The sequence below is a fragment of the Kribbella sp. NPDC051620 genome (assembly GCF_044453825.1).
Classification (GTDB): domain Bacteria; phylum Actinomycetota; class Actinomycetes; order Propionibacteriales; family Kribbellaceae; genus Kribbella.
Genome location: NZ_JBITDB010000004.1, coordinates 872,067 through 894,826 on the forward strand (window position 1 = coordinate 872,067; position 22,760 = coordinate 894,826).

The 22,760-nt window shown below is 67.8% G+C and carries 22 protein-coding genes and 1 tRNA gene; 5 read left to right on the forward strand and 18 right to left on the reverse strand.

Annotated elements, in window-relative coordinates; all coding sequences use genetic code 11:
- Nucleotides 1–1,173, forward strand: a complete 1,173-nt coding sequence (locus ACIA12_RS23220; protein ID WP_396369117.1) for a glycosyltransferase — start codon at nt 1–3, stop codon at nt 1,171–1,173.
- 45 nt (nt 1,174–1,218) lie between these two features.
- Here ACIA12_RS23220 and ACIA12_RS23225 read toward each other — a convergent pair whose 3' ends face one another.
- Nucleotides 1,219–3,252 carry a CocE/NonD family hydrolase gene (locus ACIA12_RS23225; RefSeq protein WP_396369118.1) on the reverse strand — a complete coding sequence of 678 codons (2,034 nt, stop codon included), beginning with the start codon at nt 3,250–3,252 and terminating at the stop codon, nt 1,219–1,221.
- 172 nt (nt 3,253–3,424) lie between these two features.
- Nucleotides 3,425–4,048 (reverse strand): hypothetical protein, encoded by a 624-nt coding sequence (locus tag ACIA12_RS23230; protein WP_396369119.1) that lies wholly within the window; start codon nt 4,046–4,048, stop codon nt 3,425–3,427.
- 82 nt (nt 4,049–4,130) lie between these two features.
- Here ACIA12_RS23230 and ACIA12_RS23235 point away from each other — a divergent pair, with 82 nt between their 5' ends.
- Nucleotides 4,131–4,538: a hypothetical protein gene (locus ACIA12_RS23235; protein WP_396369120.1), complete on the forward strand. Its 408-nt coding sequence runs from the start codon at nt 4,131–4,133 to the stop codon at nt 4,536–4,538.
- 86 nt (nt 4,539–4,624) lie between these two features.
- Here the strand turns inward: ACIA12_RS23235 and ACIA12_RS23240 are convergent, their stop codons facing one another.
- Both ACIA12_RS23240 and ACIA12_RS23245 read right to left on the reverse strand, forming a co-directional pair.
- Nucleotides 4,625–5,500, reverse strand: coding sequence for a hypothetical protein (locus ACIA12_RS23240; RefSeq protein WP_396369121.1), 876 nt, complete (start codon nt 5,498–5,500; stop codon nt 4,625–4,627).
- Nucleotides 5,500–6,501 carry an SPFH domain-containing protein gene (locus tag ACIA12_RS23245; protein WP_396369122.1) on the reverse strand — a complete coding sequence of 334 codons (1,002 nt, stop codon included), beginning with the start codon at nt 6,499–6,501 and terminating at the stop codon, nt 5,500–5,502. Before ACIA12_RS23245 ends, ACIA12_RS23240 begins: the two co-directional genes overlap by 1 nt.
- 115 nt (nt 6,502–6,616) lie before the next feature.
- Between ACIA12_RS23245 and ACIA12_RS23250 the strand changes: the two genes are divergently transcribed.
- Nucleotides 6,617–7,300 (forward strand): NUDIX hydrolase, encoded by a 684-nt coding sequence (locus ACIA12_RS23250; protein ID WP_396369123.1) that lies wholly within the window; start codon nt 6,617–6,619, stop codon nt 7,298–7,300.
- A gap of 16 nt (nt 7,301–7,316) precedes the next feature.
- On the opposite strand, the gene ACIA12_RS23255 is transcribed toward ACIA12_RS23250, so the two are convergent.
- The 10 genes from ACIA12_RS23255 to lipB all read right to left on the reverse strand — a co-directional run bounded on the left by ACIA12_RS23255 (nt 7,317) and on the right by lipB (nt 14,998).
- Nucleotides 7,317–8,201 (reverse strand): carbohydrate kinase family protein, encoded by an 885-nt coding sequence (locus ACIA12_RS23255; RefSeq protein WP_396369124.1) that lies wholly within the window; start codon nt 8,199–8,201, stop codon nt 7,317–7,319.
- A 114-nt stretch (nt 8,202–8,315) separates the two neighbouring features.
- A complete protein-coding gene (locus tag ACIA12_RS23260; protein ID WP_396369125.1) occupies nt 8,316–9,104 on the reverse strand; it encodes a maleylpyruvate isomerase family mycothiol-dependent enzyme in 789 nt (262 codons plus the stop codon).
- Nucleotides 9,105–9,179: 75 nt separating this feature from the next.
- The gene (locus ACIA12_RS23265) at nt 9,180–9,809 is read right to left on the reverse strand and encodes a CoA transferase subunit B (protein WP_396369126.1); all 630 of its coding nucleotides are present in this window, start codon (nt 9,807–9,809) and stop codon (nt 9,180–9,182) included.
- A 1-nt stretch (nt 9,810) separates the two neighbouring features.
- Nucleotides 9,811–10,599, reverse strand: coding sequence for a CoA transferase subunit A (locus tag ACIA12_RS23270; protein ID WP_396369127.1), 789 nt, complete (start codon nt 10,597–10,599; stop codon nt 9,811–9,813).
- A 92-nt stretch (nt 10,600–10,691) separates the two neighbouring features.
- A complete protein-coding gene (locus ACIA12_RS23275) occupies nt 10,692–12,017 on the reverse strand; it encodes a hypothetical protein (RefSeq protein ID WP_396369128.1) in 1,326 nt (441 codons plus the stop codon).
- A 90-nt stretch (nt 12,018–12,107) separates the two neighbouring features.
- Complete coding sequence (locus ACIA12_RS23280; RefSeq protein ID WP_396369129.1) at nt 12,108–12,791, reverse strand: hypothetical protein; 684 nt, start codon at nt 12,789–12,791, stop codon at nt 12,108–12,110.
- A gap of 1 nt (nt 12,792) precedes the next feature.
- The gene (locus ACIA12_RS23285) at nt 12,793–13,044 is read right to left on the reverse strand and encodes a hypothetical protein (protein ID WP_396369130.1); all 252 of its coding nucleotides are present in this window, start codon (nt 13,042–13,044) and stop codon (nt 12,793–12,795) included.
- 103 nt (nt 13,045–13,147) lie between these two features.
- Nucleotides 13,148–13,852 (reverse strand): carbohydrate-binding family 9-like protein, encoded by a 705-nt coding sequence (locus ACIA12_RS23290; RefSeq protein ID WP_396369131.1) that lies wholly within the window; start codon nt 13,850–13,852, stop codon nt 13,148–13,150.
- Nucleotides 13,845–14,342: a hypothetical protein gene (locus tag ACIA12_RS23295; protein ID WP_396369132.1), complete on the reverse strand. Its 498-nt coding sequence runs from the start codon at nt 14,340–14,342 to the stop codon at nt 13,845–13,847. Before ACIA12_RS23295 ends, ACIA12_RS23290 begins: the two co-directional genes overlap by 8 nt.
- 17 nt (nt 14,343–14,359) lie before the next feature.
- Nucleotides 14,360–14,998 carry a lipoyl(octanoyl) transferase LipB gene (gene lipB, locus ACIA12_RS23300; protein ID WP_396369133.1) on the reverse strand — a complete coding sequence of 213 codons (639 nt, stop codon included), beginning with the start codon at nt 14,996–14,998 and terminating at the stop codon, nt 14,360–14,362.
- Between the two features lie 63 nt (nt 14,999–15,061).
- Between lipB and ACIA12_RS23305 the strand changes: the two genes are divergently transcribed.
- Complete coding sequence (locus ACIA12_RS23305) at nt 15,062–16,189, forward strand: serine hydrolase domain-containing protein (RefSeq protein WP_396369134.1); 1,128 nt, start codon at nt 15,062–15,064, stop codon at nt 16,187–16,189.
- Nucleotides 16,190–16,228: 39 nt separating this feature from the next.
- Here ACIA12_RS23305 and ACIA12_RS23310 read toward each other — a convergent pair.
- A tRNA-Pro gene (locus ACIA12_RS23310) sits at nt 16,229–16,302 on the reverse strand.
- A gap of 46 nt (nt 16,303–16,348) precedes the next feature.
- Entirely contained in the window at nt 16,349–17,275 is a 927-nt protein-coding gene (locus ACIA12_RS23315) for a metallophosphoesterase (RefSeq protein ID WP_396369135.1), read from the reverse strand.
- Nucleotides 17,276–17,301: 26 nt separating this feature from the next.
- Here ACIA12_RS23315 and ACIA12_RS23320 point away from each other — a divergent pair, with 26 nt between their 5' ends.
- Nucleotides 17,302–17,769, forward strand: coding sequence for a GatB/YqeY domain-containing protein (locus tag ACIA12_RS23320; protein WP_396369136.1), 468 nt, complete (start codon nt 17,302–17,304; stop codon nt 17,767–17,769).
- Between the two features lie 57 nt (nt 17,770–17,826).
- On the opposite strand, the gene ACIA12_RS23325 is transcribed toward ACIA12_RS23320, so the two are convergent.
- Nucleotides 17,827–20,247 (reverse strand): transglycosylase domain-containing protein, encoded by a 2,421-nt coding sequence (locus tag ACIA12_RS23325; protein ID WP_396369137.1) that lies wholly within the window; start codon nt 20,245–20,247, stop codon nt 17,827–17,829.
- Between the two features lie 153 nt (nt 20,248–20,400).
- Nucleotides 20,401–22,752, reverse strand: coding sequence for an endopeptidase La (gene lon / locus ACIA12_RS23330; protein ID WP_396369138.1), 2,352 nt, complete (start codon nt 22,750–22,752; stop codon nt 20,401–20,403).
- Between the last annotated feature and the right edge of the window lie 8 nt (nt 22,753–22,760).

The window sequence follows — 22,760 nt, forward strand, 5'->3', positions numbered from 1 at the left end:
ATGCGGGTTCTGATGGTTGCGCAGTCCCCGATCGCCGGGGACTCGCGCATCCTGCGCGAAGCCGCGGCGCTGACCGGAGCCGGCCACGTGGTCCACGTGGTCGGCCGGGACGTGCCGGAGGGCTTCACGCTCGAGGGTGGCGCGACGGTCGAGTCGGTATCCCGCTCGGCCGGTCTGCGCGGTGGTAGCGGTCCTGCCGTCGGGCATGGGCGGCGTGGTGTGAAGGTGCTCGTCCAGCGGTTCGGCCGGTGGCTGCTGCTGCCGGAGCACCGGCTGCGGACGGAGAAGCAGTGGCGTACCGCGGCCGCTGCGGCTCTCGACCGGTTTGAGCCGTTTGAGGTTGTGCACGCGCATGACTTCAACACCCTGGAGCTGGCCGCTTCTTTTGCTGCCAAGTGGTCGGCGACGTTGGTCTACGACAGTCATGAGCTGTGGTTCGACCGGGCGTTGCCGGGGCGGCCGACGCCGTTGTGGCGAGTGCGCGGGCGTCGGTTCGAGCTTGGGCTGGCTCGTCAGGCCGCGGTGGTCTTCACCGTGAGCGATGGGATCGCGCAGCGGTTGCGTGAGCGTGGGCTGCCGGATGTGCGGGTCATCAGGAACACGTTCCCGCGCTCATCGGTTGCCCCTGTGTTGCCTTCGGCACCTACTGGTCTGCTGTACGCCGGCCGGGTCGGCGCTGGGCGGGATCTGCCTGCTGTGGTTGAGGCGGCCCGTCTCTTGGCGCCGTTTCCGACGTTGCTGATGGGCTCGGTCGATCCGAACTACCGGCTCGACCTGGGTCCGGTTCAGAAGGTGCCGGAGACGTCGATCGACGAGGTCGACCGGGTGCTGCAGGAGTCGGGGATTTCCCTTGTCACGTTGACGAACACGTGCGAGAACCACCGGCTCGCGTTACCCAACAAGCTGTTCCACGCAGTACGGGCCGGGGTGCCGGTGGTCGCCGCCGATCTGCCCGAGCTGCGCGCGGTCATCAACCGGTACCACCTGGGCACGCTGTACACGCCTGGCGATGGCGCTTCGCTTGCTGCGGCCGTGCGGTCGTTGATCGCGGACTACGCCGGCTATGTGGACGGCGTACGGGCTGCCGGTGACGAGCTCAACTGGGAGCACGACGCGGAGGTACTGGTCTCGGCTTACTCAGCCTTGGCCAAACCACCCGCCAACGCGCACTGAAAGGCCCCGGCAGCTTTGAGCTGCCGGGGCCTTGTCATTTATGGATTAGCGCGAGGCTTCGACGAACTGTTCCATCAGCTTGATGGGGTCCTTCTCGGGCTCGGGCTGCGCGAGCTGGGTGGCGGCGATCCGCGCCTGCGGGGCCTCCGGGGAGTTGAGGCTGGCCGTCGCGCCCGCGAGCGGGAGGGTCAGCGACGACTTCGCCGGGTCGAGGGTGATGGTCGCGCCGGTGAACGGTACCGACGGGTTATCGGGTTCGACGGTCAGTACCAGGCCGAGGCGGTGGCCGGCAGCGAACAGGACGTCGTCGGCGTTGAGCTCGAAGGTGAGGTCGTACCACTTGCCGGACTGCAGCGAGACCTTCTCGTCCAGCGACTTGTAGTGGCCGACATCGGCGAGGGTGCGGATCACGACCGCGGCGTTCGAGACCGCCGTGTTGATCTTGGTGTCGGCGAAGCAGCCGGTGTCGAGCGTGTTGCCGTCACCCCAGCAGGTGCGGGTGTTCGCGATGTTGCTGACGCTGGTGTAGCGGGTCGCCGTACCGTAGTCCACCAGCCGGGCTTTGATGCCTGCAGCAACCTTGTTGACCTTGACCCGGACCTCCACCTTGCCGGTACCTGACAACCGGACCGGTTGGGCGAGGTCGTTGCTGACGAACACCGCACGGTCGGTGCGCGGGGTCGTCGGGTCGAGTACGACGCTGTCGACCGACTCCTTATCCGTGCCGGTGAAGCTGATCGGATCGCTGGTCGGCGCCGCGATCGACAGGCCACCGGTGTCGCCACCGGCCGGCTTGCTCAGCGCTAGCTTGGTGCTCTTCGCGCCGGGCGTCGGCCAGCGGGACTCGGTGGTGTAGCTGCCGTCCTCACGCATGATCGTCGCCTGCGGGGCCTTCATGATGTCGTTCTGCAGGCCCTGCAGCCAGTAGTCGAACCAGGGGTGGAGCTGATCGACGTACGCGTCGCGGAAGCTGAACCCGTCGAGGTGCACGCCCTGGTGCAGGAAGATCTTGCGCGGCACACCCTGCTTGGTGAGCTCGTCCCACCACTCGCCGAACTGCCGGGTCTTCACGTTCTCGTCGTCGAGGCCGTGGATGACGAAGACCGACGCCTTCACCTTCCTGGCGTCGAGCCGGTAGTTGCGCGGGTCCCACCAGCGGCTGTAGCTGCCGGTGCGGGTGTCGGAGTCCTGCTCGATCTCACCGGTCATGGCGACACAGCGCGGGCTGAGGTCGTTGCTGACGTAGTCGTGCAGGAAGCCCATGTACTCGTCGTAGTACGGGACGCCGTTGCTGCGGGTGTAGTCGTACCAGCTGGAGATGGCGGCGATCGGGACGATCGTCTCGAGCCCCTTCACCCCGGTGCTGGCGACCGAGTTAGCGATCGTGCCGTTCCAGGACGTACCGATCATGCCGGCCTTGCCGGTGGACCAGTCGGCCTTGGCGACGGCGCCATCCGGGGTGTGGCCGGGGACGCGGTTGTTGAGCCAGTCGATGACGGCCTTGGTACCGCGTACTTCGAGGTCGGCGCCGACGTCGCTGCAACCGGTCGAGCGGAACGTGCCCGGCATGTCGACGTAGGCGAACGCGTAGCCGCGCGGGACGAAGTAGTTGTCCAGCCAGGTCGAGAAGACCTGCCGGGTGCCGTTGGCGTCGAAGTACGACTTCGGGTCGCTGGCGTAGTACGGCGACGCCTGGATGATGACCGGTACGTCGATCCCGGCCGCGGCTGCCTCGCCCGGCCGGATGATGTCGACGGTGATCTGGTCGGTGATCCCGTTCTGGTCGCCGTCGACGCCCGGTACGTCGACCTGGACGCGTTCGTGGATGGCGTTGTCGTAGTCGTAGGCGGCAACTGTCTGCGTCCCCTGTACAAACGGCTTCACGGGTGCTGTCTGGTTGCCGGCTGTGCTGGTGGCGGCGGCACTGCTGGTCGTGGTGGTGCCGGCGGTGCTGGGATCGGGTGTGGCGGTGGGCCGGGCGCTCGCGGTCAGCGACGCCATCGGCACCAGCGCGGCGGCGGCGAACAGGCCGACCCCGGTCCGGAACGCGGTTCTCGATCGGTTCCGAGTTCTGCGCATGCGTGTCTCTCCCCTGTGGGCGGTGGGTAAAGGCACGACAGCCCTCCCTCGACAGGGCCGTTGTGGTGAACGCACCTTAAGCAGAACCTGACACCGTTGTCTCCACACATCTCACCCGCCCGATCACTTTCCGTGGAGATCACGGGAAATACTTCGCCGCCGGGCCTCGGGGTCAGTGAGCAGTGATGGTCTTGAGCAGGACACGCAGGTCCGGGCCGAACAACGTAAGCCCGTCACGCAGCCAGCTGCTGATGATCGGATCGCCGATCTCAAGGTGTTCCCGCAGGTCGGTGACGCTCAGGTCGGAGAGCTGCAGGTGATTGCCCGTCCAGGCTCGTACCTGTTTGCCGAGTGAGCTGAGTTGGTCGTGCCAGTCCGGGGGTGGATCGGTGAAATCGTGGATGACGAGCAGGTCGACATCGCTGGCGAGATCGCCATCGCGCCGGGCGGTCGGTCCGAAGAGGCTGACGTGCAGCGGTCGTACCGGCCACTCCTCGATCGCCGCCTGCATCCGCCGGATGAGCCCTTGACGCAGATCGAGCAACTCGATCACCGGGCCGGCGGCCAAATGTTCACGATTCAGCGAGTACTGGATGCTCGCGCCGACCTCGGTCGCACTCACCAGCCCGGTACCGACCAGCCGAGTCAGCACCTTGCGGACCCCGCTCTCACTCCCGGCCCCCGCCAACTGATGCACCTTCCGCCCGGTCAGCGGATTCTCCGTCCCAGCCAACACGGCCAGCACTGGCCCATCAAGACTCGGAGCCACGGTCGAAATCGGCTGCGACAGGTCCATGATGCACACTATAGTAGGGGCATTAACACTATAGTGAGCACATCCGTACTTTGGTACGCACTGCGACGTCTATGGTCAGAGGGTGATGAAGCAAACTGCGCCGCTCGTGCTGGTGATCGGACTTGATCCCTACCGAGTTCCCGGACCGTGGGATCCGGCGCCGGTCGCGGCCGCGATCGAGGAGTCGGTGCGGCGGTTCGCGGAGAGCGGCATCGACGCCCGGAACTGTCTGATCGGTCTCGACGGCTCGGACGACGTCGAGACGGTCGTGACCGCGGCGCTCCGTGAGCGGCCGTGGGAGTGCGTCTTGATCGGCGGCTGCATCCGGAAGAGCGAAGAGCAGCTCGAGCTCTTTCAGCAGGTCATCAATCTGGTGCGGCTGCACGCGCCGGACGCCGCGATCGCCTTCAACCGCGACCTGACCGACATCGTCGACGCGGTCGTCCGTCAGCTGGCGCGGTCGAGTCGCCGAGCTGGTGAGCCCAGCTAGGAACCTGCAGTCGACGGCGACACGACGCGGGGGCCAGGCAGGTGGGCGGCCGCAGCCGAGGGCTTGGCCGCGATGCGTGGGGTATTTCAGCGCACGAGGTTTAGGTGGGTTTCTGCGATAGAGACTTCCAGGCGTTGGCCCCAGGTGATGGTGAGGGTGTCGGATTCCATGCCGTCGCCGAAGATGACGAGGTCGGCTTCGGCGGTGATGGTGAGGGAGTCGGTGGCGGTCAGGAGGCCTTCGGTGCAGGTGGTGCCGGTGGCTGGGGAGGGCCAGGCTTCCCGGACGAACCAGCACAGGGACGGGTCGGTGGGTGAGGGGAGGCGTAGGAGGCTTCCTCGTTCTTGCCAGGCTGAGCGGCACCACCCCGTTGAACCTGTTCCGGTGCCGACCAGCAAGCCTGATGACGATTGGCGTTCCTCCAGGCCTTCAGGTGAGGCCAGGCGGTAGCGAGCTGACTGGTGCGTGCGGTTGCCGACGTAGATCTCGTTCAGGGCAAGGAGTTGCTGCCCGTCATCGGTGCGTGCGGCAACCATCGTGCGTTCTTCGACCGAACGTACGGACAGCAGCTCCGGTACGTCGGAAGGCGAGTGCGGCACCAGTACGCCGGGATTCCAGCGGGGCTCCGGATTGACCCCGATCACCGGCTGCCCGTCCAGGTACTTCGCCACGTTGGCCACCAGCCCGTCCTGACCGACCGCGATCACCACATCCTCCGGCCCGAACACGAACCGGTCGAGATCGTTGCGCTCGGCAACGGCGCGTCGCCAGTCCAGCGGGATCGCCGCGGACACCACCGCCAGCGCCTTCTGCTGGGCCTCATGCCGGGCATCCAGTGAATCGAGCGACCGCCCGCGACTGGCCAGGAAGAAGCCGGCCTGCTGCCGGGTGCCGTGCCGGGCGACCAGCTCCGTGAGCTCGGTCGCCCGGTGAACCACGACCGCCCGAGGAGGCAGGCTCATCAGGAGGCCCCGGCGGAGGAAGTCAGCTTGGCGAGCAGCGGGGTGAGCAGATCCGGCGTCAGGTTCAGCGTGCCGATCTCCGGCAGCGCGCCCTGCTTGATGGCCAGAGCGAGGATCACCCCTTGGTCCAGGTCGGCGTAAGCATCCAGCAGAGCCTTCTCAGCAGCCGCCTCCGCCTCACCCAAGACCCGCTTGGCATCAGCATCGGCCGCCGCCAGCAACCGTCGGCGTCCAGCCAAAGCCTCGCCCTCGATCCGCCCGGCCGCAGCCGCCTCGGTCGCCCGCTGCCGTTCGTTCTGGCCCTTCTGCGTCACCAACTGCTCTTCGCGCCGCGCCAGCTCGATCTGGTTCTGCAGCTCGTTCTCCGCGATCGACCGCTCCCGCTCGACCGCCATCGCCCGCCGCTCGTACGTCGCCTTGTCGGCCGCCTGCTGCACCATCTCCCGCGTGGGAGTCTGCAGCGCCCGCTCGACATCACTCTCGGCCCGTACTGCGACCACGCGCACGTCCTCCACACCGATCCCCAGCCCGGTGAGCCGCTGATCATCACGCAATCCACTGCTCATCGCGAGCCGCAGCGACGCCATCCCCTCGGACAGCGCCTGCGTCAGGCTGAGACCAGCCAGCAGATCCAAAGCCGTCTGCTGAGCCAACTCGGTCAGCAATCCGCCAAGCTGCTCCAGCGGAGTGGCCCGCCACAACCCCGTGTCGGGATCGATCCCGAAGTCGAGCCGCGTCGACGCCAGCGCTGGATCCGTGACCCGGTACGTGACGGTCGCCTGTACGACGACGTCCTGGAAGTCGAGCGTCCGCCCGTGGAACAGCAGCGGCTGCTCGCGGTCATCGATCGGTACCTCGCTCAGCGACGAGTTGAGCGCCCGGAACCAGAACGCCTGCCCGGCGCCGTCATGCGCCAGCTTCCCGTTGCGCAGGTGCCGGACGTGAGTCGTCGGGTTCGCCCGCAGGTGGCTGATGAACCGGAACCGCGTGATGTCTGCCATCAGAGTCGCTCTCCTGTCGTCGCCGGCGCCGGGCCGGCTGCTCAATCGTTGTCGTCAGTTTGACGATAAGACTCGGGATGGCTTTTCGTCAAGGTGACGATTAGAGTCAGGTCTCATGGACTTCGAGCCGCTGGGGGTAGCCGCCGACCTCGTCATCCTGACCGTCCGCGAGGGGTCACTGCAGGTCCTCCTGGTACGCCGCGGCATCGCGCCGTACCAGGGCAGGTGGGCACTTCCGGGCGGCTTCGTGCGCCCCAAGGAGGACCTGGAGGCGGCCGCCCGTCGCGAGCTCGAGGAGGAGACCGGTCTGCACTCCGACCGGATCCATCTCGAGCAGGTCGCGACCTATGGCGAGCCGGGCCGGGACCCGAGAGGCCGGGTCATCAGCGTGACCTACCTGGCGCTCGTCCCGGACCTGCCGTCGCCTGTTGCCGGTACGGACGCAGCCTCCGCCGAATGGGTGGCGGTCGACGAGGTGCTGACCGACCAGGACCGGCTCGCCTTCGACCACCACCGGATCCTCACGGACGCGGTCGAGCGGGCCCGGGCCAAGCTCGAGTACTCACCACTCGCGGCGGCGTTCTGCCCCGACGAGTTCACCATCTCGGAGCTGCGCGGCATCTATGAAGCCGTCTGGGGCGTCCAGCTCGACCCCCGCAACTTCCACCGCAAGGCCACCAAGACCGACGGCTTCGTCATCCCCCTCGGCGCCACCACAACCCGCGACGGCGGCCGCCCCGCCCAACTCTTCCGCCGAGGGCCCGCCGCCACTCTCCACCCACCCCTGACCCGCGGCTGAGCCGGCCGGCGGCCAGCTAGCGGTTCAGCAGCATGAGTTGTTCGGCGGTGATCAGGTCGGTGTGGGTGCCGCGGGAGCCACACGCCCAGGCGCCCGCGATGGTGCCCGCCTCGGCGGCTTCGTAGTACGAGCGACCGTCCAGCCACGTGGTCAGGAAGGCCGCGACGTACGCATCCCCAGCACCGTTCGTATCCACCACCGGCCGCCCCGGGATGTCGACGGCCGGCAGGTGCACGGGCTCCTCGCCGCGGACGTGCACGTAGCTCCCGTCGGCCCCGGCCATCGCGATCACGACCTCCGCCCGGCCACTGGCGAAGATCCAGTCGATGGCCTTGTCGCGCAGCGCGCTGGTCGAGACGAAGACGATGTCGGCGCACTGCGCGAAGTCCCGGTGGTACTCGTCGTCCCCGTCCCAGTCGTGCAGATCGGTCGACAGCGAACAGTCGGCGGCCAGTACGTCGGGCAGCGCGCGCCTTGCGAAATCCATGATCGACACGTGCACGTGCCTGGCCTGCTCGACCCGGTGGCGCCAAAGGTTGGGATCGACCCGCATCCCCGGCGGGTGCCGCCGGTCGTACAGGGAAACCCGGCTGCCATCCGGCGACACCAGGTTGATGCTGCGGCGAGTACCGCTCGGGTGGACTGCGATCGTGAGTGGCAGCCCGAGCTCCTCGTATGTCCGCCGGATCCGCCACCCCTCCGCGTCGTCACCGATGACGTCGGCGAGGCCGGGATGCAGCCCCAGCCGATGGCAGCCGAGCACTACGCCATGACCGGTGTGGCCGACATAGGTCTCGACGGGTTGGACGGGAATGGTCTCCTGGCCGGGTAGCGGCAGCGCGGGTACTCGCACGATGGTATCGATTCCCACGCCACCGATGACGAACACATCCAGGTCCATGCGGTCCATCCTCACCGAGCCGTACAAGCGGCAGGCGTGAAGGGTAGCGATCGAGCGCACCCGCCGACAGGGCTCAGGCGGGGCGCTCTACGCACGGTCAGTGGACCGCCTCGATCAGTAACCCTGGAACACCCGGCGCAGCGTCGCCAAGGTGATGGGACCGGTCAGCTCCAGGTTGGCCGGAGTGTCCGGACCGAGGCGTCCGGAGATCAGCCGTAGCCACGTTTCGCCGGGCAGCGTGAGGGTCCCGTCGGCCTCGCCGGAGCGGCCGTCCTTGAGAGTGACCGGGTCGGCCAGGTTCAGGGTGAGCTCGGTCGCGGGGTCAGTCGTGACCACCGTCAGTACGGCGTACTTCCCGTCCAGCTCGGCCGGCTTGCTGACCCAGCTGAGGTCGATGGTCCGCTGGGCGAGCAACTCCGGTACCGCCTCGGCGGCGAGCGTCGCGGCCGGGTCGGAGGCGCTGCGGACGTCCCACGAGTGCAGGGTGAACTCGCTGAGCCGCATCCGGGCGACGGTGGTGACATCGGCTGGGGCCGGAAGGTAGCCCAGGTCGATCCGTACCGTCTCCAACTGCTCCGGGGTCAGCGACTCGAACAGGGAGACCAGCTTCTCGTTCCATTCGAGGAAGCCGTCGGCCTGCTCGCGGCGCGACGACGAGTCCCATCGGGCCCAGACGGTCTGGTTGAAGTCACCCTCGGCCGGCGGCTTGCCGGCCAGCGCCAGCTGCACGGTGTTGGTCATGATCTCCGCGCCGCTGCCCAGGTGGCTGAGCACCTGCGCGATATCCCACTCGGACGCCGCGGACGGACCCGCCAGGGCCTCGTCGTCGAACTTCTTCACCAGATCGGCGAGCGCGTCATAGCCGCTACGTAGCGCGGCGATGGCGGTGTCGGCGTTGCTCAAGTCGTTCCTCCAGAAGAATGGCCCCGTACGGCGGTCATTCAGCACCAACCGCCGTCCGGGGCCAGACATTCCGGGTCATTGCTTGATGGGCGCGCCGGTCTTCTCCTGGAGCTCGTCGAAGGTGACGCCCTCGGCCAGCTCGACCAGCTGCAGGCCGTCGTCGGTGATGTCGATGACGGCGAGGTCGGTGATGATCCGGTTGACCACGCCACGACCGGTGTAGGGCAGGTCGCACTCGGCCAAGATCTTGTGCGAACCATCCTTGGCGACGTGCTCCATCAGCACGATCACCTTCTTGGCGCCGTGCACGAGGTCCATCGCGCCGCCCATGCCCTTGACCATCTTGCCCGGGATCATCCAGTTCGACAGGTCGCCGGTGGCCGAGACCTGCATCGCGCCCAGGATGGCCGCGTCGATCGCGCCGCCGCGGATCATCCCGAAGGACAGCGACGAGTCGAAGAACGATGCCCCCGGCAACGTCGTGACGGTCTCCTTGCCGGCGTTGATCAGGTCCGGGTCCTCCTCGCCCTCGACCGGGTACGGGCCGACGCCGAGGATGCCGTTCTCGCTCTGCAGGACGACGGTGACGCCCTCGGGGATGTAGTTCGGTACCAGCGTCGGCAGGCCGATGCCGAGGTTCACGTACGAGCCGTCCTCCAGCTCGGCGGCGGCGCGGGCGGCCATCTGCTCACGGGTGAGTGGCATCTCAGGCCTCCAGCTTCTCGCGGGCAGCCTCGAAGGCCTGGCGCGGTTGGACCGTACGCTTCTCGATCCGCTTCTCGATGTCCTTGCCAACGGCAACCACTCGCTGGACGTAGACGCCGGGCAGGTGGATCTCGTCCGGGTCCAGCTCACCAGGCTGGACCAGCTCCTCGACCTGCGCGATGGTGATCCGGCCGGCCATCGCGGCCAGCGGGTTGAAGTTGCGGGCACTCCGGTCGAAGACCAGGTTGCCGTGGGTGTCGCCCTTCAGCGCGTGCACAAGCCCGAAGTCGGTGGTGATCGACTCCTCCAGCACGTACGTCGTACCGCCGATCTCGCGGGTCTCCTTGGGCTCCGAGGCCTTGGCGACCGAGCCGTCGGTGTTGTACTTCTGCGGCAGGCCACCCTCGGCGACCTGCGTGCCGACACCGGCGAGTGTGAAGAAGGCGGCGATCCCGCAGCCGCCGGCCCGGAGCTTCTCGGCCAGCGTGCCCTGTGGGGTCAGCTCGACCTCCAGCTCACCGGACAGGAACTGCCGGGCGAACTCCTTGTTCTCCCCGACGTACGACGAGGTCATCTTGGCGATCCGCTTGTCGGCCAGCAGGATGCCCAGCCCCCAGTCGTCGACGCCGCAGTTGTTGGAGACGACGCTGAGCCCGCTCACGCCCTTGGCGTGGAGCGCCTCGATCAGCTGCATCGGGTTGCCGCAGAGCCCGAAGCCGCCGACCGCGAGGCTCGCGCCGTCGCCGATGTCGTCGACCGCGGCCTGCGGTGAGTCGTACGTCTTGTCCATCAGGCTGCTCCATTGCAGGTTGGTGTCCGCTCGACTCTAACCAGCAGCCACAGATCCGGCGAGATCCACCCGCTGTGGCCAGAGCCACAGAGTTATCGGCCTGCTGAGCGGTACTGCTCCGATGCGAGCCCTGCTTTGACGCGCCAGGAGTGTGCTTCCTCGGGGCGTCCGGCCGCGGCGGCGATCGCCGCCAGCTCAGCGAGGGCCTCGGTCATGGCGAGGTCGGCCTCGTCCCAGTCGTCCGGGCAGCGCGACAACGCCACCAGTGCCAACTCCTGCGCCTTCGCGAGATCCCCGGCGTACCGGGCAGCCTTGGCCAGCCCGATCCGGGCCGCTGCGGAGAGGTCCGGTCGACCTGCCCGCTTCGCCCGTACCAGCGTCCGCCGGTAGTCGTCCGCGGCCGCATGGAGCTCGCGCATCCGCAGCCGGAGGTCGCCACGCCGACAGAGCAGCGACGCGGCCTGCTCATCGACACCCAGCTCATCAGCGAGCAGCAGCGCCTGGCTGGTCAGCTCGACGACCCTCTTGAAGTCCGTAGTACTCGCAGCCAGCTCATCCAGCGCCAACAGACTGCCCCACCGGTCCCCAACCACCTGGAACTGCACCAGCGCCGCCTCAGCGCCCGTACCGCAGAGCCGCACCGCAGCCAACGTCCAGGGATCAGTGCTCAGCTCCTGTCGCGCCAGCACCTCGACAACCATCTCCGGCGGCGCAAACGGTCCGAGGACGGTCGACCAGAGCAGCACCGTCACCGGGTACCGGAACGGCTCGACCAGATCCTCGACGATCACCCGAGCCTGATCGACACCGTCCGGCACCCCAGACCCGGTCGCATGCAGTACTGCGAGCAGGTACTCCTCAGCGAGCCCATCAGGCACCACTGGCCCGAGCACCCCGAGCAAGCCATGAGCTGCCTGCCCCGCCTCGTCCCGCAGCCCCTGCATCGACCAGTACGTCGACAGCGCGGCGATCAGCTCAAGCGCGAGCCGCTGGTCGTGCTTGGTGGCCCACTCGATCGCCCTGTGCAGGTTGTCGCTCTCCTGCCGGATCGAAGTTGCCCAGCGCAACTGATCGGGTCCACGCAGCTGCGCGTCGGCCCGGCGTACCAGGTCCAGCAGGTACGCCGCGTGCCGCGCCCGGAGGTCATCGGCCTCGGTGCTCGAGACCCGCCCCTCGGCGTACGCGTGGATCGAGTCCAGCACCTCGTACCGCCCATCGCTCACCCTGAGGAGCGATCGCTCGGTCAGCGCGTCGAGCAGGCAGCTCGTCGTCTGCAGCGGCAACTCGAGAACGGCCGCCACCGACGCTGCGGTCAGCCCACCGGAGAAGACGCCGAGCCGAGCGGCGACGACCCGCTCGACGGGTGGCATCGACTCGCCGTCAGGACCGGCGAGACCGGCGTGGCTGGCGGACTCCATATGACTGATTGTCACCTTGCCGGGATCGGACCACCGGACGGGGGCAGGCGTGGTGCCCCACGGGCGTGGGGCACCACCTCGGCGTACCGGTCAGCTGATCACGCGGAATCCGCGCCGCTCACCCAGCTTCTTGAGGCTCTGAATGCCCGGAATCCCGTCGAAAGGTGGCGGTACGGTCGCCTTCTGCCACAGCGCGTAGGCCTTGCGGAAGTCCTTGCCGGCGAACCCGTCGACGTTCATCGGATCCTTGAGGCCCTGCTTGAGCAGCGCCCGCTCGACGATGATGATGTCGCGCTCGTGCAGGCCCTGACCCGGCGGCCGGAACTGGTCCTTGCCGGCCGCCTCGCGGACGTTGCTGAGATCGACGGCGGGCAGCGTGGGCGCGGTCGGCCGCCAGATCCGGACCCCGTTGATGTCCTCGCTCCAGCCCTTGTAGGTCTTGCCCCACGAGCGGGCGATCTTCGAGATCGGCACCTTGTCCACCTTGCCCGGCCGGAGGATGTCGCTGCTGAAGCAGCTCCCGTCGCCGGTGCTGATCGCGACATGCCCGTGTGGCGCGCCGGTCCACCACAGCGGTACGCCGAGCGGCGGCGTACCGGCCGTACCGTGCTTGAACTGTGCTGCTTTGTAGCCCAAGGCAGCGTCCGTGGCCAGCGGGCCGACGTTGAAGCAGTTGCGGACGAAGATCAGGCAGATCCCGGTCCAGTCCCTGGTCGCGTGCGCCGCCTGCGCCGCGGCGAAGTCCACCGCGGCCTTGCCCATCCGGACGGCCATCTCACCCGACCTCGATTCCGGGCTCGATGCCGACGTCGAGGCCGTCGTCGAGGCCGGGTTCGACTCCGGGCTCTTCGTCGGGCCCAAGCGGATCGGTGTCCGCGATCGGGTCCTGGAAGGCGGCTTCGGTGGCCGGGTCGTCCAGCTCCGGGTCGTCGGCCTGGATTCCTGGTGAGTCGGCCAACGGTGGCAGCGTCGACTCGTCCAGCACCTCCGTCGACTCGGAGGTGTCCACTGGATCTGTTGCAGTCATGGTGTTCCCCCTGGTTGTCGCAGCGTGGGCCGTTGCAATCCGCCCCCAGCCGGCAACAGCCGTCCTTCGCAGTCTTGCACCGGCACCCCGCTGCGACCAGAGGTCATTCGAAGCTCAATACGCCCCATTGGTCGGGCTTGTGCATGTCCACGACGTACTGCGGCGACCAGACCCAGAAGTCCTGCTCCTTGCCCTTGCGGTACTCGCCGTCGACCACCTCGTGGTCCCACTCGATCCGCATGAGGTTCATCCGCCACTCGTCGCCCGCGCTCGGTGGGGTCCGGAACTTGTTGTACTTCGCCAGGTCGGCCCAGGGGAGCGCGACCTCGACGGTCCAGCCGGTGTCGGTGTCGGCCGGGTCGTTGAGGGTGCCGTCGATGTTCAGCGCCGTCCGCAGGCCAGGCAACATGTCCGGATCGACCGGGACGCCGCCCTCGGAGTACGGCTTGGGGAGGGAGAGCTCCCAGGTGGTCCCGAGCGGGTTGATCTCGAACTCGTAGTAGTTCTCGCCGTCGCCGTCCGGGTCGAGGAAGAGCTCGAAGTTGTTCTCCTCGTACAGCCAGGTGTTCGGCTCGGTCATCGTCGACCACACGTGCGGCTCTTCGAGTTGGCCGCCGACGTACAGGTACTGGTCGTCGTACAGGAGCTTGGCCCTGGTACGGAACCGTGGGGTGGTCGCGTCCGGGCCGGTGATGTCGACGAAGTCGCTGGTCCACGGAGCCTGTTCCCAGGCGGGGTGGGTCAGGGTGCCGTCGAGTGGGAGAGGGGTGGTGGTGCGGTGGCAGGGGTAGCGGGGCAGTTCAGGCATCGGCTCGCTCCAACCGTCCGGCGATCAGGTTTGCGACTAGGAAGGTGATGGCGGTGAGCACCGGGACGACAACCAGGGTCCAGGTGGAGAACAGGTCGTTCGACAGGAACGCGAGCACGATCAGCAACATGAAGCCGACCCCGAGGAACGCGACCAGCGCGGGATGCGGCATCGCCAGCCGGCTCAGCGTCAGCGCGCCGAGCACGATCGTGATCACCACGGCGAGCACCAGCAACGGAAACCCGGCCGCACCGCAGTTGGGTGAGTCCCGGACCCGGTCACACCCCTGCTCGCTCAACCAGACAAGCGCGATCGTGAGGAACCCGGCCAGCAACCCGACCACGCCCAGGATCAGCGCAGGCGGCAACGGCGGAGCGTCGTACCGGCCCTCGTCGGCTTCGTCGGCCGCCTCTTCGTCGGCCTCCTCGAGATACTCCTCGAGGTCCTCCGGCATCCCAGGGCTTTCGTCCTCGGGCTTGTCGTCGCTCATTGCCGCAGGCTATCTGCTCAGGCGGCACCAAGGGCTGTTGCGACGGCAGTGCGGAGTCGGGCGTCGGTGGGGCAGGGGATGGACAGCTCGCGGCTGAGGTCGGCCAGGGAGGTCATGGTGACGTCGTGGAGGCCGCAGGTCGTGAAGGTGTGGAAGACGTCCATGGCTGGATCGAGGTTGATCGAGAAGCCGTGCGACGTGACGCCTCGGCGGATCCGCATGCCGATCGAGCAGAGCTTGCGATGGTCCTCGGTCCAGACGCCGACCAGGCTGCTCTCGCCGCGCGGCGTGTCCCGGCGTACCACCGGAAAGCCCAGCGAACCGAGCGCCTCGATCAGCCCGTTCTCGACCCAGCGCACGATGTCGACCGGCCCGCGCTTCTTCAGATCGATCACCAGATACCCCACCAACTGCCCAGGCCCGTGATACGTCGCAAAGCCGCCCCGGTCCACAGCAACGGTCGGAATCGCCGCGGCCTCAGCCGGCAGATCGGCCAACGACGTGCGCGGCCCGTACGTGATCACCGCCGGATGACTCAACATAAACAACCGGTCCCCAGCCGCCCCCGCCTGCCGCTCCTCGACCCACGTCTTCATCTCCTTGGCAGCGACCTCGTAATCCACTTCACCGAGATCGACCAGCTGAAGCGCACTCATATGGGCCAGCTTAGGTCGGCCCGCGCGCGGCTAGCTTGGGAGCCCGAAGAAAGGCGGAGCGAGATGTTCGAATCGGTATGGCGTTCGCTGGAGCAGCAGGTGGCGGCCGGTTGGGCGCCCGGAATCGTCGCCGGGATCCGGCATCAGGGCAGGACCGAGTACTTCGCCACGGGCACGCTGTCTTTCGATCCCGACCACCCGTTGCCGATGCGTGCCGACACGCGGTTCCGGATCGCCTCGCTGAGCAAGCCAGTCGGTGCGGCGGTCGCGTTGTCGATGGTCGCCGACGGGCTCTTCGACCTCGATGACCCGGTCGCGCCTTGGCTGCCCGAGCTTGCGGAACCACGCGTCCTCAGGACACCTGGCGGATCGCTCGACCAGACCGTGCCCGCCGACCGGCCCATTACCGTGCGACAGTTGCTGACGATGACGTTCGGCCTCGGCAGCCTGTCCAGTGAGCTGCAGAAGGCACCGATCGCCGATGCGCTCGGCAGCGCCCTCGGGTACGGACTTCGCCGGCCTTTCGACGGCGACGAGTTCATGGCCCGGCTCAGCTCCGTTCCTCTCGTCTACCAGCCCGGTGCACGCTTCATCTACCACTCCGGCTTCGACGTGCTGTCGGTCCTGATCGCGCGAGTCGCCGGCCGGCCGCTGCACGCAGTACTGGAGGAGCGGATCAACGCGCCGCTGGGACTGACCTCGACCAGCTTCCAGGCGGACGGCGCCACGTTGCCGACGACGTACCGGATGACGGAACGCGGGCTGGAGGCGTTCCCGGAGTACGACGAAGCGTTCGCCGAGCCGCCGCCGTTCGAGAGCTTCGGTGGTGGTCTGGTGTCGACGGTCGAGGATCAGCTGACCTTCCTGCAGGCAATCGCCGAAGGCAGCCTGCTGCCCGCTGAGCTGCTGCGGGAGCTGACAACTGACCAGCTCACGGACGAGCAGAGGGCCGGCCTCGGCGCGGAGGCCGACCGGCTGTCGTGGAGCCTCGGGTTCGGTGTCGAGCTCGCGGTGACCGACCCGTGGACCGCGGTCGGTCGGTACGGCTGGAGCGGTGGCTCGGGGACGAGTGCCGCGACGGATCCGTCGCGCGAGCTGATCGGTGTGGTGCTGACCCAGCGGATGATCGCCGGCCCGCAGGACGACTTCGCGTACTTCTGGCAGCCGCTCGCCGAGTCGCTCCGGAGATGACTGAAGGCGGTGGCTCCGGGGAGCCACCGCCTTCATTTGTCGGGCTGACAGGATTTGAACCTGCGACCTCGTCGTCCCGAACGACGCGCGCTACCAAGCTGCGCCACAGCCCGAAGTCGGCGTTAGCTTACATGCGCCACCCGCCAGGACGAAATCGGGTTATCCGGCCTTCGGAACCAGGGTGAGCAACGTCGCTTCCGGACGGCACGCGAACCGCACCGGTGCGTACGGCGAGGTGCCCAGGCCGGCCGAGACGTGCAGTGCCGCCTGGCGCCCTTCGAAGCCCCAGGTGGACAAACCCTTGACCCGGGACGCGTCGAGGTCGCAGTTGGTCACCAGGGCGCCGTAGAGCGGCACCGCGAGCTGACCGCCGTGGGTGTGGCCGGCGAGCACCAGCGGATACCCGTCGCCGACGAACCCGTTCAGCACCCGCTGGTACGGCGCGTGCGTCACCCCGATGGACAGGTCGGCGGCCGGATCCACCTCGCCCGCGACCTCGGCGTACCGGTCGCGCCTGATGTGGGGGTCGTCGGTGCCGGCGAAGTCCAGGCGCAGGCCGTTCACCTTGAGGGTGGAGCGCTCGTTGTTGAGATCGACCCAGCCGGCTCTGGTGAATGCCGAGCGCATCTCTTCGTACGGCAGGTCGGGCCCGTGCGGCTTGTGCCGCTGCTTGTTGGCCGGCAGCAGGTACTTCGCCGGGTTCTTGAAATGCGGCTTCCAGTAGTCGTTCGAGCCGAAGACGAACACACCCGGTACGTCGAGCAGCGCGCCGTACGCGCGCAGCAGCGGCAGAACCGAGTCGGGGTGGGAGATGTTGTCGCCGGTGTTGACGATCAGATCCGGCTCCAGCCGGGCCAGCTCGTTGACCCAGCGGATCTTCTTCTCCTGCGTCGGCATCAGGTGCAGGTCGGACAGGTGCAGCACCTTGAGCGGCGCCGTACCCACCGGCAGCACCGGCACCGTCACCCTGCGCAGCGTGAACCACCGCACCTCGATGGCCGCCGCGTACGCGACACAGGCAGCGCCCACCGCGCTGACGACGGCAGCGGACTTCAGTGTCGTGGTGGCAAGCCCCCGGAAACTCATTTCACCAGCCTGCCACAATCGTGGGCATGTCCAACTCCGAACTGAAGCAGCGCCTGCACGATGACATGACCGCCGCCCTGAAGGCGCGCGACGAGCTCCGCAAGTCGACCCTGCGGATGGCGCTCACGGCCGTGACCAAGCAGGAGGTGGCCGGCAAGGAGGCTCGCGAGCTGTCCGACGCGGAGGTCCTCGACGTGCTCACCGCCGAGGCGAAGAAGCGCCGCGAGTCGGTCACGGCGTACCGGGACGCGGGCCGTGAGGAACTGGCCCTCAAGGAGCAGGCCGAGGCCGACATTCTGGCCGAGTACCTGCCCGAGCAGCTCACCCAGGAGGAGATCGCCGCCCTGGTCACCGAAACCATCGCCGCCACCGGAGCCGCCGAACTCGGCCCGCGCGGCATCGGCAAGGTGATGGGCGCCCTCCAGCCCAAGGTCAAGGGCAAAGCCGACGGCGGCACCGTCTCCGCCGAGGTCAAGCGCCAGCTCGGCGCCTAGCTGACCTGACAGACGAAGAAGCGCCCTGTCCGGGAAGGACAGGGCGCTTCTTCGGTGTCAGCGGCCGCCGCAGTTCGGGTACTTCGGGTTCCAGGGTGGGCAGTTGCCGCCGGGCTTGCCGCCGCCGGGCTTGCCGGTGTTCGGTGGGATCGGCGGGTTCGGGATACCTGGGGTGGTCGGTGGTTGCTGGATCTTGCTGCCGTTGGAGACGTAGATCGTCACCAGTGAGCCGGCCGGCGCGCCGTCCTGGCTGCGCGGGCTGAGGTACGCGACGGTGCCCTGGACCTCTTCGGAGTCGACCTGGCCGGGAGCGATGGTGGCCTCGAAGCCCATCCCGCGCAGCTTGTTCGCCGCCTCGTCGGGGTTCATGCCGTTCACGTACGGCAGGTCCTCGACGTTGCCGCGCCGGGTCTCGTCGGTGGGCGCGGTGAACTTGGTGGTCGGGGTGCCCTTGAGGGCGCCTTGCATCGCGGTCTCCCAGAGCGGACCGGCGGTACCCGAACCGGAGGCGTCGCTCATCGTCTCGCCGTTGAACCGCTGGCCCATCAGCTTCTTGTAGGGCAGGTCGGCGTCGGCCACCACCGCGGCCGCGGCCAGCTTGTTCGAGTAGCCCGAGAACCAGACGGCCTTGGTGTCCTGGATCGTTCCGGTCTTGCCGGCCAGGTCACTGCGGCCGAACTTCAGGTGCGAACCGGTACCACCGTTCTCCAGCACCTCGTGCAGCACAGCGTTGACCCCGTCGGCGACCTCGGGGGTGAGCACCTGCTTGCAGCTCGGGCCGGGGGTGGTGAGCGAGCGGCCCTTCCAGTTCTTCACCGAGGTGATCAGCTGCGGCGTGCAGTACTTGCCGCGGGCCGCGAAGGTGGCGTAGGCGTTGGCCAGCTGCAGCGGGCTGATCAGACCGACGCCCAGCGTCATCGAGACGACCTGCTCGAGCGGCTCGCCGGTCTGGGCGTTGTGCATGCCCAGACTCTCGGCGAGCTTGGCGATCGGGCACAGGCCGACCCGCTGCGAGAGCTGCAGGAAGTAGGTGTTGGTCGACTTCTGGGCGGCCTCGATCATGGTCGGCTCGGGCGGCGACTTGGTCGAGTTCCGCGGGTTGTAGTCGGGGTCCGACGTCGTCCCCGAGCAGGTCTTGAACTTCACTCCGCTGAGCGGGATCGGGCTCGGTGAGGGGATCCGGTAGTTGATCGGGATGCCGGCCTGGATCGCCGCGGCGATCGTGAACGCCTTCATCGTCGAACCGTTCTGGAATCCGCCGTAGCCGCCTTCGTAGGTCTTCTCGACGTTGTAGTTGTACGCCGTCTTGCCCTTGTCCTCCTTGCCGGCCGTGTACTCCCGGCTCTGCACCATCGCCTTCACCAGGCCGGTGCCCGGTTCCACCATGGTGATCGCCGCGATCGGCTGGTCGTCGGACTTGGTGTGCTCGTTGATCGACTTCTGCGCGGCCGCCTGGACCCGGCTGTCCAGTGAGGTGATCACCGTGATGCCGGCGGTCTTGAGGTAGTGCTCGCGGTCTTTGCCGGTCCGGCCGAAGGCTGGGTTCTCCATCAGCTTCGAGACGACGTACTCGCAGTAGAACGGGTACGGCGAGTTGGCGCAGCCGTTGAGGACCTTGACCACCTTGCCGGTCAGCACCGGCGTCTTGATCGCCGCGTTGGCCTGGGCGGCGGTGATGACGTTCAGCTCCTGCATGCGCCGCAGGACGACGTCGCGACGTTCCTTCGCCTTGGCCGGGTTGTTCGTCGGGTCGTATCCGGTCGGGTTCTTCACCAGGCCGGCCAGCATCGCCGCCTGCGGCAGCGTCAGCTTGGCCGCGGTGGTGTTGAAGTAGTGCCGGGCGGCCGCCTCGACGCCGTACGAGCCGTCGCCGAAGTTGGCCAGGTTCAGGTACTTCTCCAGGATCTCGTTCTTGGAGAACTCCTTCTCGACCGCGATCGCGTAGCGCAGCTCGGCGATCTTGCGCTCGTAGGTGTCGGCGGTGGCGTCCTTGATCGCCTTCTCGTCACCGCTGGCGTTTGCCTTCTCGACCAGGCTCAGCTTGACGAACTGCTGGGTGATGCTGGAGCCACCCTGCTGGACGCCGCCGCTGTTCTGGTTGCGGATCAGCGCGCGCAGCGTGCCCTTGGCGTCGAGCGCGCCGTGCTCGAAGAAACGGTCGTCCTCGATCGAGACGATCGCCTTCTGCATGATCGGGTTGATCTGCGCGAGCGTGACGGGGTCGCGGTTCTGGTCGTACAGCGTCGCGATCAGCTTGTGATCGGCGGTGTAGATGTACGTCTTGCGCGACACCGGGACCGTCTTCAGCTCCTGTGGCAGATCCTGCAGGGTCTCCGCCGTCTTCTCGGTGCCGAAGCCGGCCAGACCCGCGAACGGGATCGCCAGACCGGCCGCCAGAGCACCCGACAGAACACTCACCCCGAGGAACAGAACCACTGACTGGACGACGCCCCGATCGCCCTTTTCCCTTACGCGCATGGACTAGAGCCTACGGGATCACAGCGCCACGCCAATTCCTCGAATGTGTTTTATGTCACGTCAACCGGAGCGTGAATTCAAGCGTCTGTAGCAAGACGCGCAACAGCCGGCGAGACCCCTTCACAGGGTCCCGCCGGCTGTCTCGTACTACGGTCAGGCGGCGAACTGCCGGGCGTCCACCTGGGCCGGCTCCAGCGCCAGTTCCAGTACCTCGCGGACGTCGCTCACGGGGTGAACCGTCAGCTCCTTGAGCACCGACTCCGGCACGTCCTCCAGATCCGGCTCGTTGCGCTTCGGGATCAGGATCGTGGTCAGTCCGGCCCGGTGGGCGGCGAGCAGCTTCTGCTTCACGCCACCGATCGGGAGTACCCGGCCGGTCAGCGACACCTCACCGGTCATCGCGACCTCGGACCGTACCGGCCGTCCCGACAGCAGCGACGCGAGCGCCGTCGTCATCGTGACACCGGCCGACGGGCCGTCCTTCGGTACCGCGCCGGCCGGCACGTGGATGTGGGTGTTCCGCTCGGCCAGATCGCCGACCGGCAGCCCCAGTTCCGCACCGTGCGAGCGCAGGTAGGACAACGCGATCTGCGCCGACTCCTTCATCACGTCGCCGAGCTGGCCCGTCAACGTGACCCCGGTCGGGCCGGTCTCCTTGTCCGCCAGCGACGCCTCGATGAAGAGCACGTCACCACCGGCACCCGTCACCGCCAGTCCAGTCGCCACACCCGGTAGAGCAGTCCGCTCCGCCGAGTCCGGCGTGAACTTGGGTGAACCCAGGTACCCCTTCAGGTCGGCAGCACTGATGGTCAGCGCCCCCAAGTCCTCGCCCAGGGCGAGCTTGGCCGTCACCTTCCGCAGTACTCGGGCGATGGAGCGCTCGAGCTGCCGTACGCCGGCCTCGCGGGTGTACTCGCCGGCCAGCAAGCGCAGCGCCGAGTCGTCGATGGCGACCTCCTCGACCGACAGACCAGCCCGGTCCAGCTGACGCGGGAGCAGGTGGTCGCGGGCGATGGTGACCTTCTCGTCCTCGGTGTAGCCGTCCAGCTGGACGAGCTCCATCCGGTCGAGCAGCGGTGCCGGGATCGAGTCGAGCACGTTCGCCGTGGCCAGGAAGACCACGTCGGACAGGTCCAGCTCGACCTCCAGGTAGTGGTCCCGGAAGGTGTGGTTCTGCGCCGGGTCCAGTACCTCCAGCAGAGCAGCGGTCGGGTCGCCCCGGTAGTCCGCGCCCACCTTGTCGATCTCGTCCAGCAGTACGACGGGGTTCATCGAACCGGCCTCCGTGATCGCCCTGACGATCCGCCCGGGCAGTGCCCCGACGTACGTCCGGCGGTGACCGCGGATCTCGGCCTCGTCCCGTACGCCGCCCAGTGCAACCCGGACGAACTTACGGCCCATCGCACGGGCCACCGACTCGCCCAGCGAGGTCTTACCCACGCCAGGAGGACCCACTAGTGCCAGTACTGCGCCACTGCGGCGTCCACCGACCACTCCCAGCCCGCGGTCCGCCCTGCGGCGGCGTACGGCCAGGTACTCGGTGATGCGCTCCTTGACGTCGTCCAGGCCCGCGTGGTCCGCGTCCAGGATCGCCCTGGCCTCACGGATGTCGTAGCCGTCCTCGGTCCGCTCGTTCCACGGCAGCTCGAGCACGGTGTCCAGCCAGGTCCGGATCCAGCCGACCTCGGGGGACTGCTCGGCCGTACGCTCCAGCTTGTCGACCTCGGCGAGCGCGGCCTTGCGGACGTGCTCCGGCAGATCAGCAGCCTCGACGCGGGCCCGGTAGTCCTCTTCCTCGGACTCGGCCTTGCCGTCCAGCTCGGCCAGTTCCTTGCGTACCGCGGCCAACTGCTGGCGCAGCAGGAACTCCCGCTGCTGCTTCTCCATGCCCTCCTGGACGTCCTTCTGGATCGTCTCGGAGACCTCGAGCTCGGCCAGGTGGTCCTTGACCCAGCCGATCAGCTTGGTCAGCCGCTCGGAGACGTCAGCCGTCTCCAGCAGCCAGCTCTTCTGCTCGTTGGTCAGGTACGAGGCGTACCCGGCCAGGTCGGACAGCTCCGCCGGGCTGGTCACCTGCTTCACCGAGTTGATGACCTGCCACGCCTCGCGGCGCTCCAGCACGGTCGTCACCAGGGCCTTGTAGTCGCGGGCCAGCTCGCCCGACTTGCTGTCAGTGATCTCGTCCAGGACGGTCGCGCCGACCCACAGGGCCGCACCGGGACCAGTGGTCCCCGCGCCGATCAGGACCCGGGACACACCCCGGATGACGGCTGCCTGGGCTCCGCCCGGCAACCTGCCGATCTGCTCGATCTCGCCGAGCGTCCCGGCCTTGGCATATTTTCCGTCCAGTCGTGGCACCAGGAGCACCTGGTCCGTGCCGGAAGCCTGTGCGGCATCGATGGCGGCGCGTGCCTCGGTGTCGGCCAACCGGACCGGCACGACCATTCCCGGCAGGACCACGACGTCGTCGAGCGGCAGTACAGGAAGATTCAACGTCTCAGTCACGCTGTCAC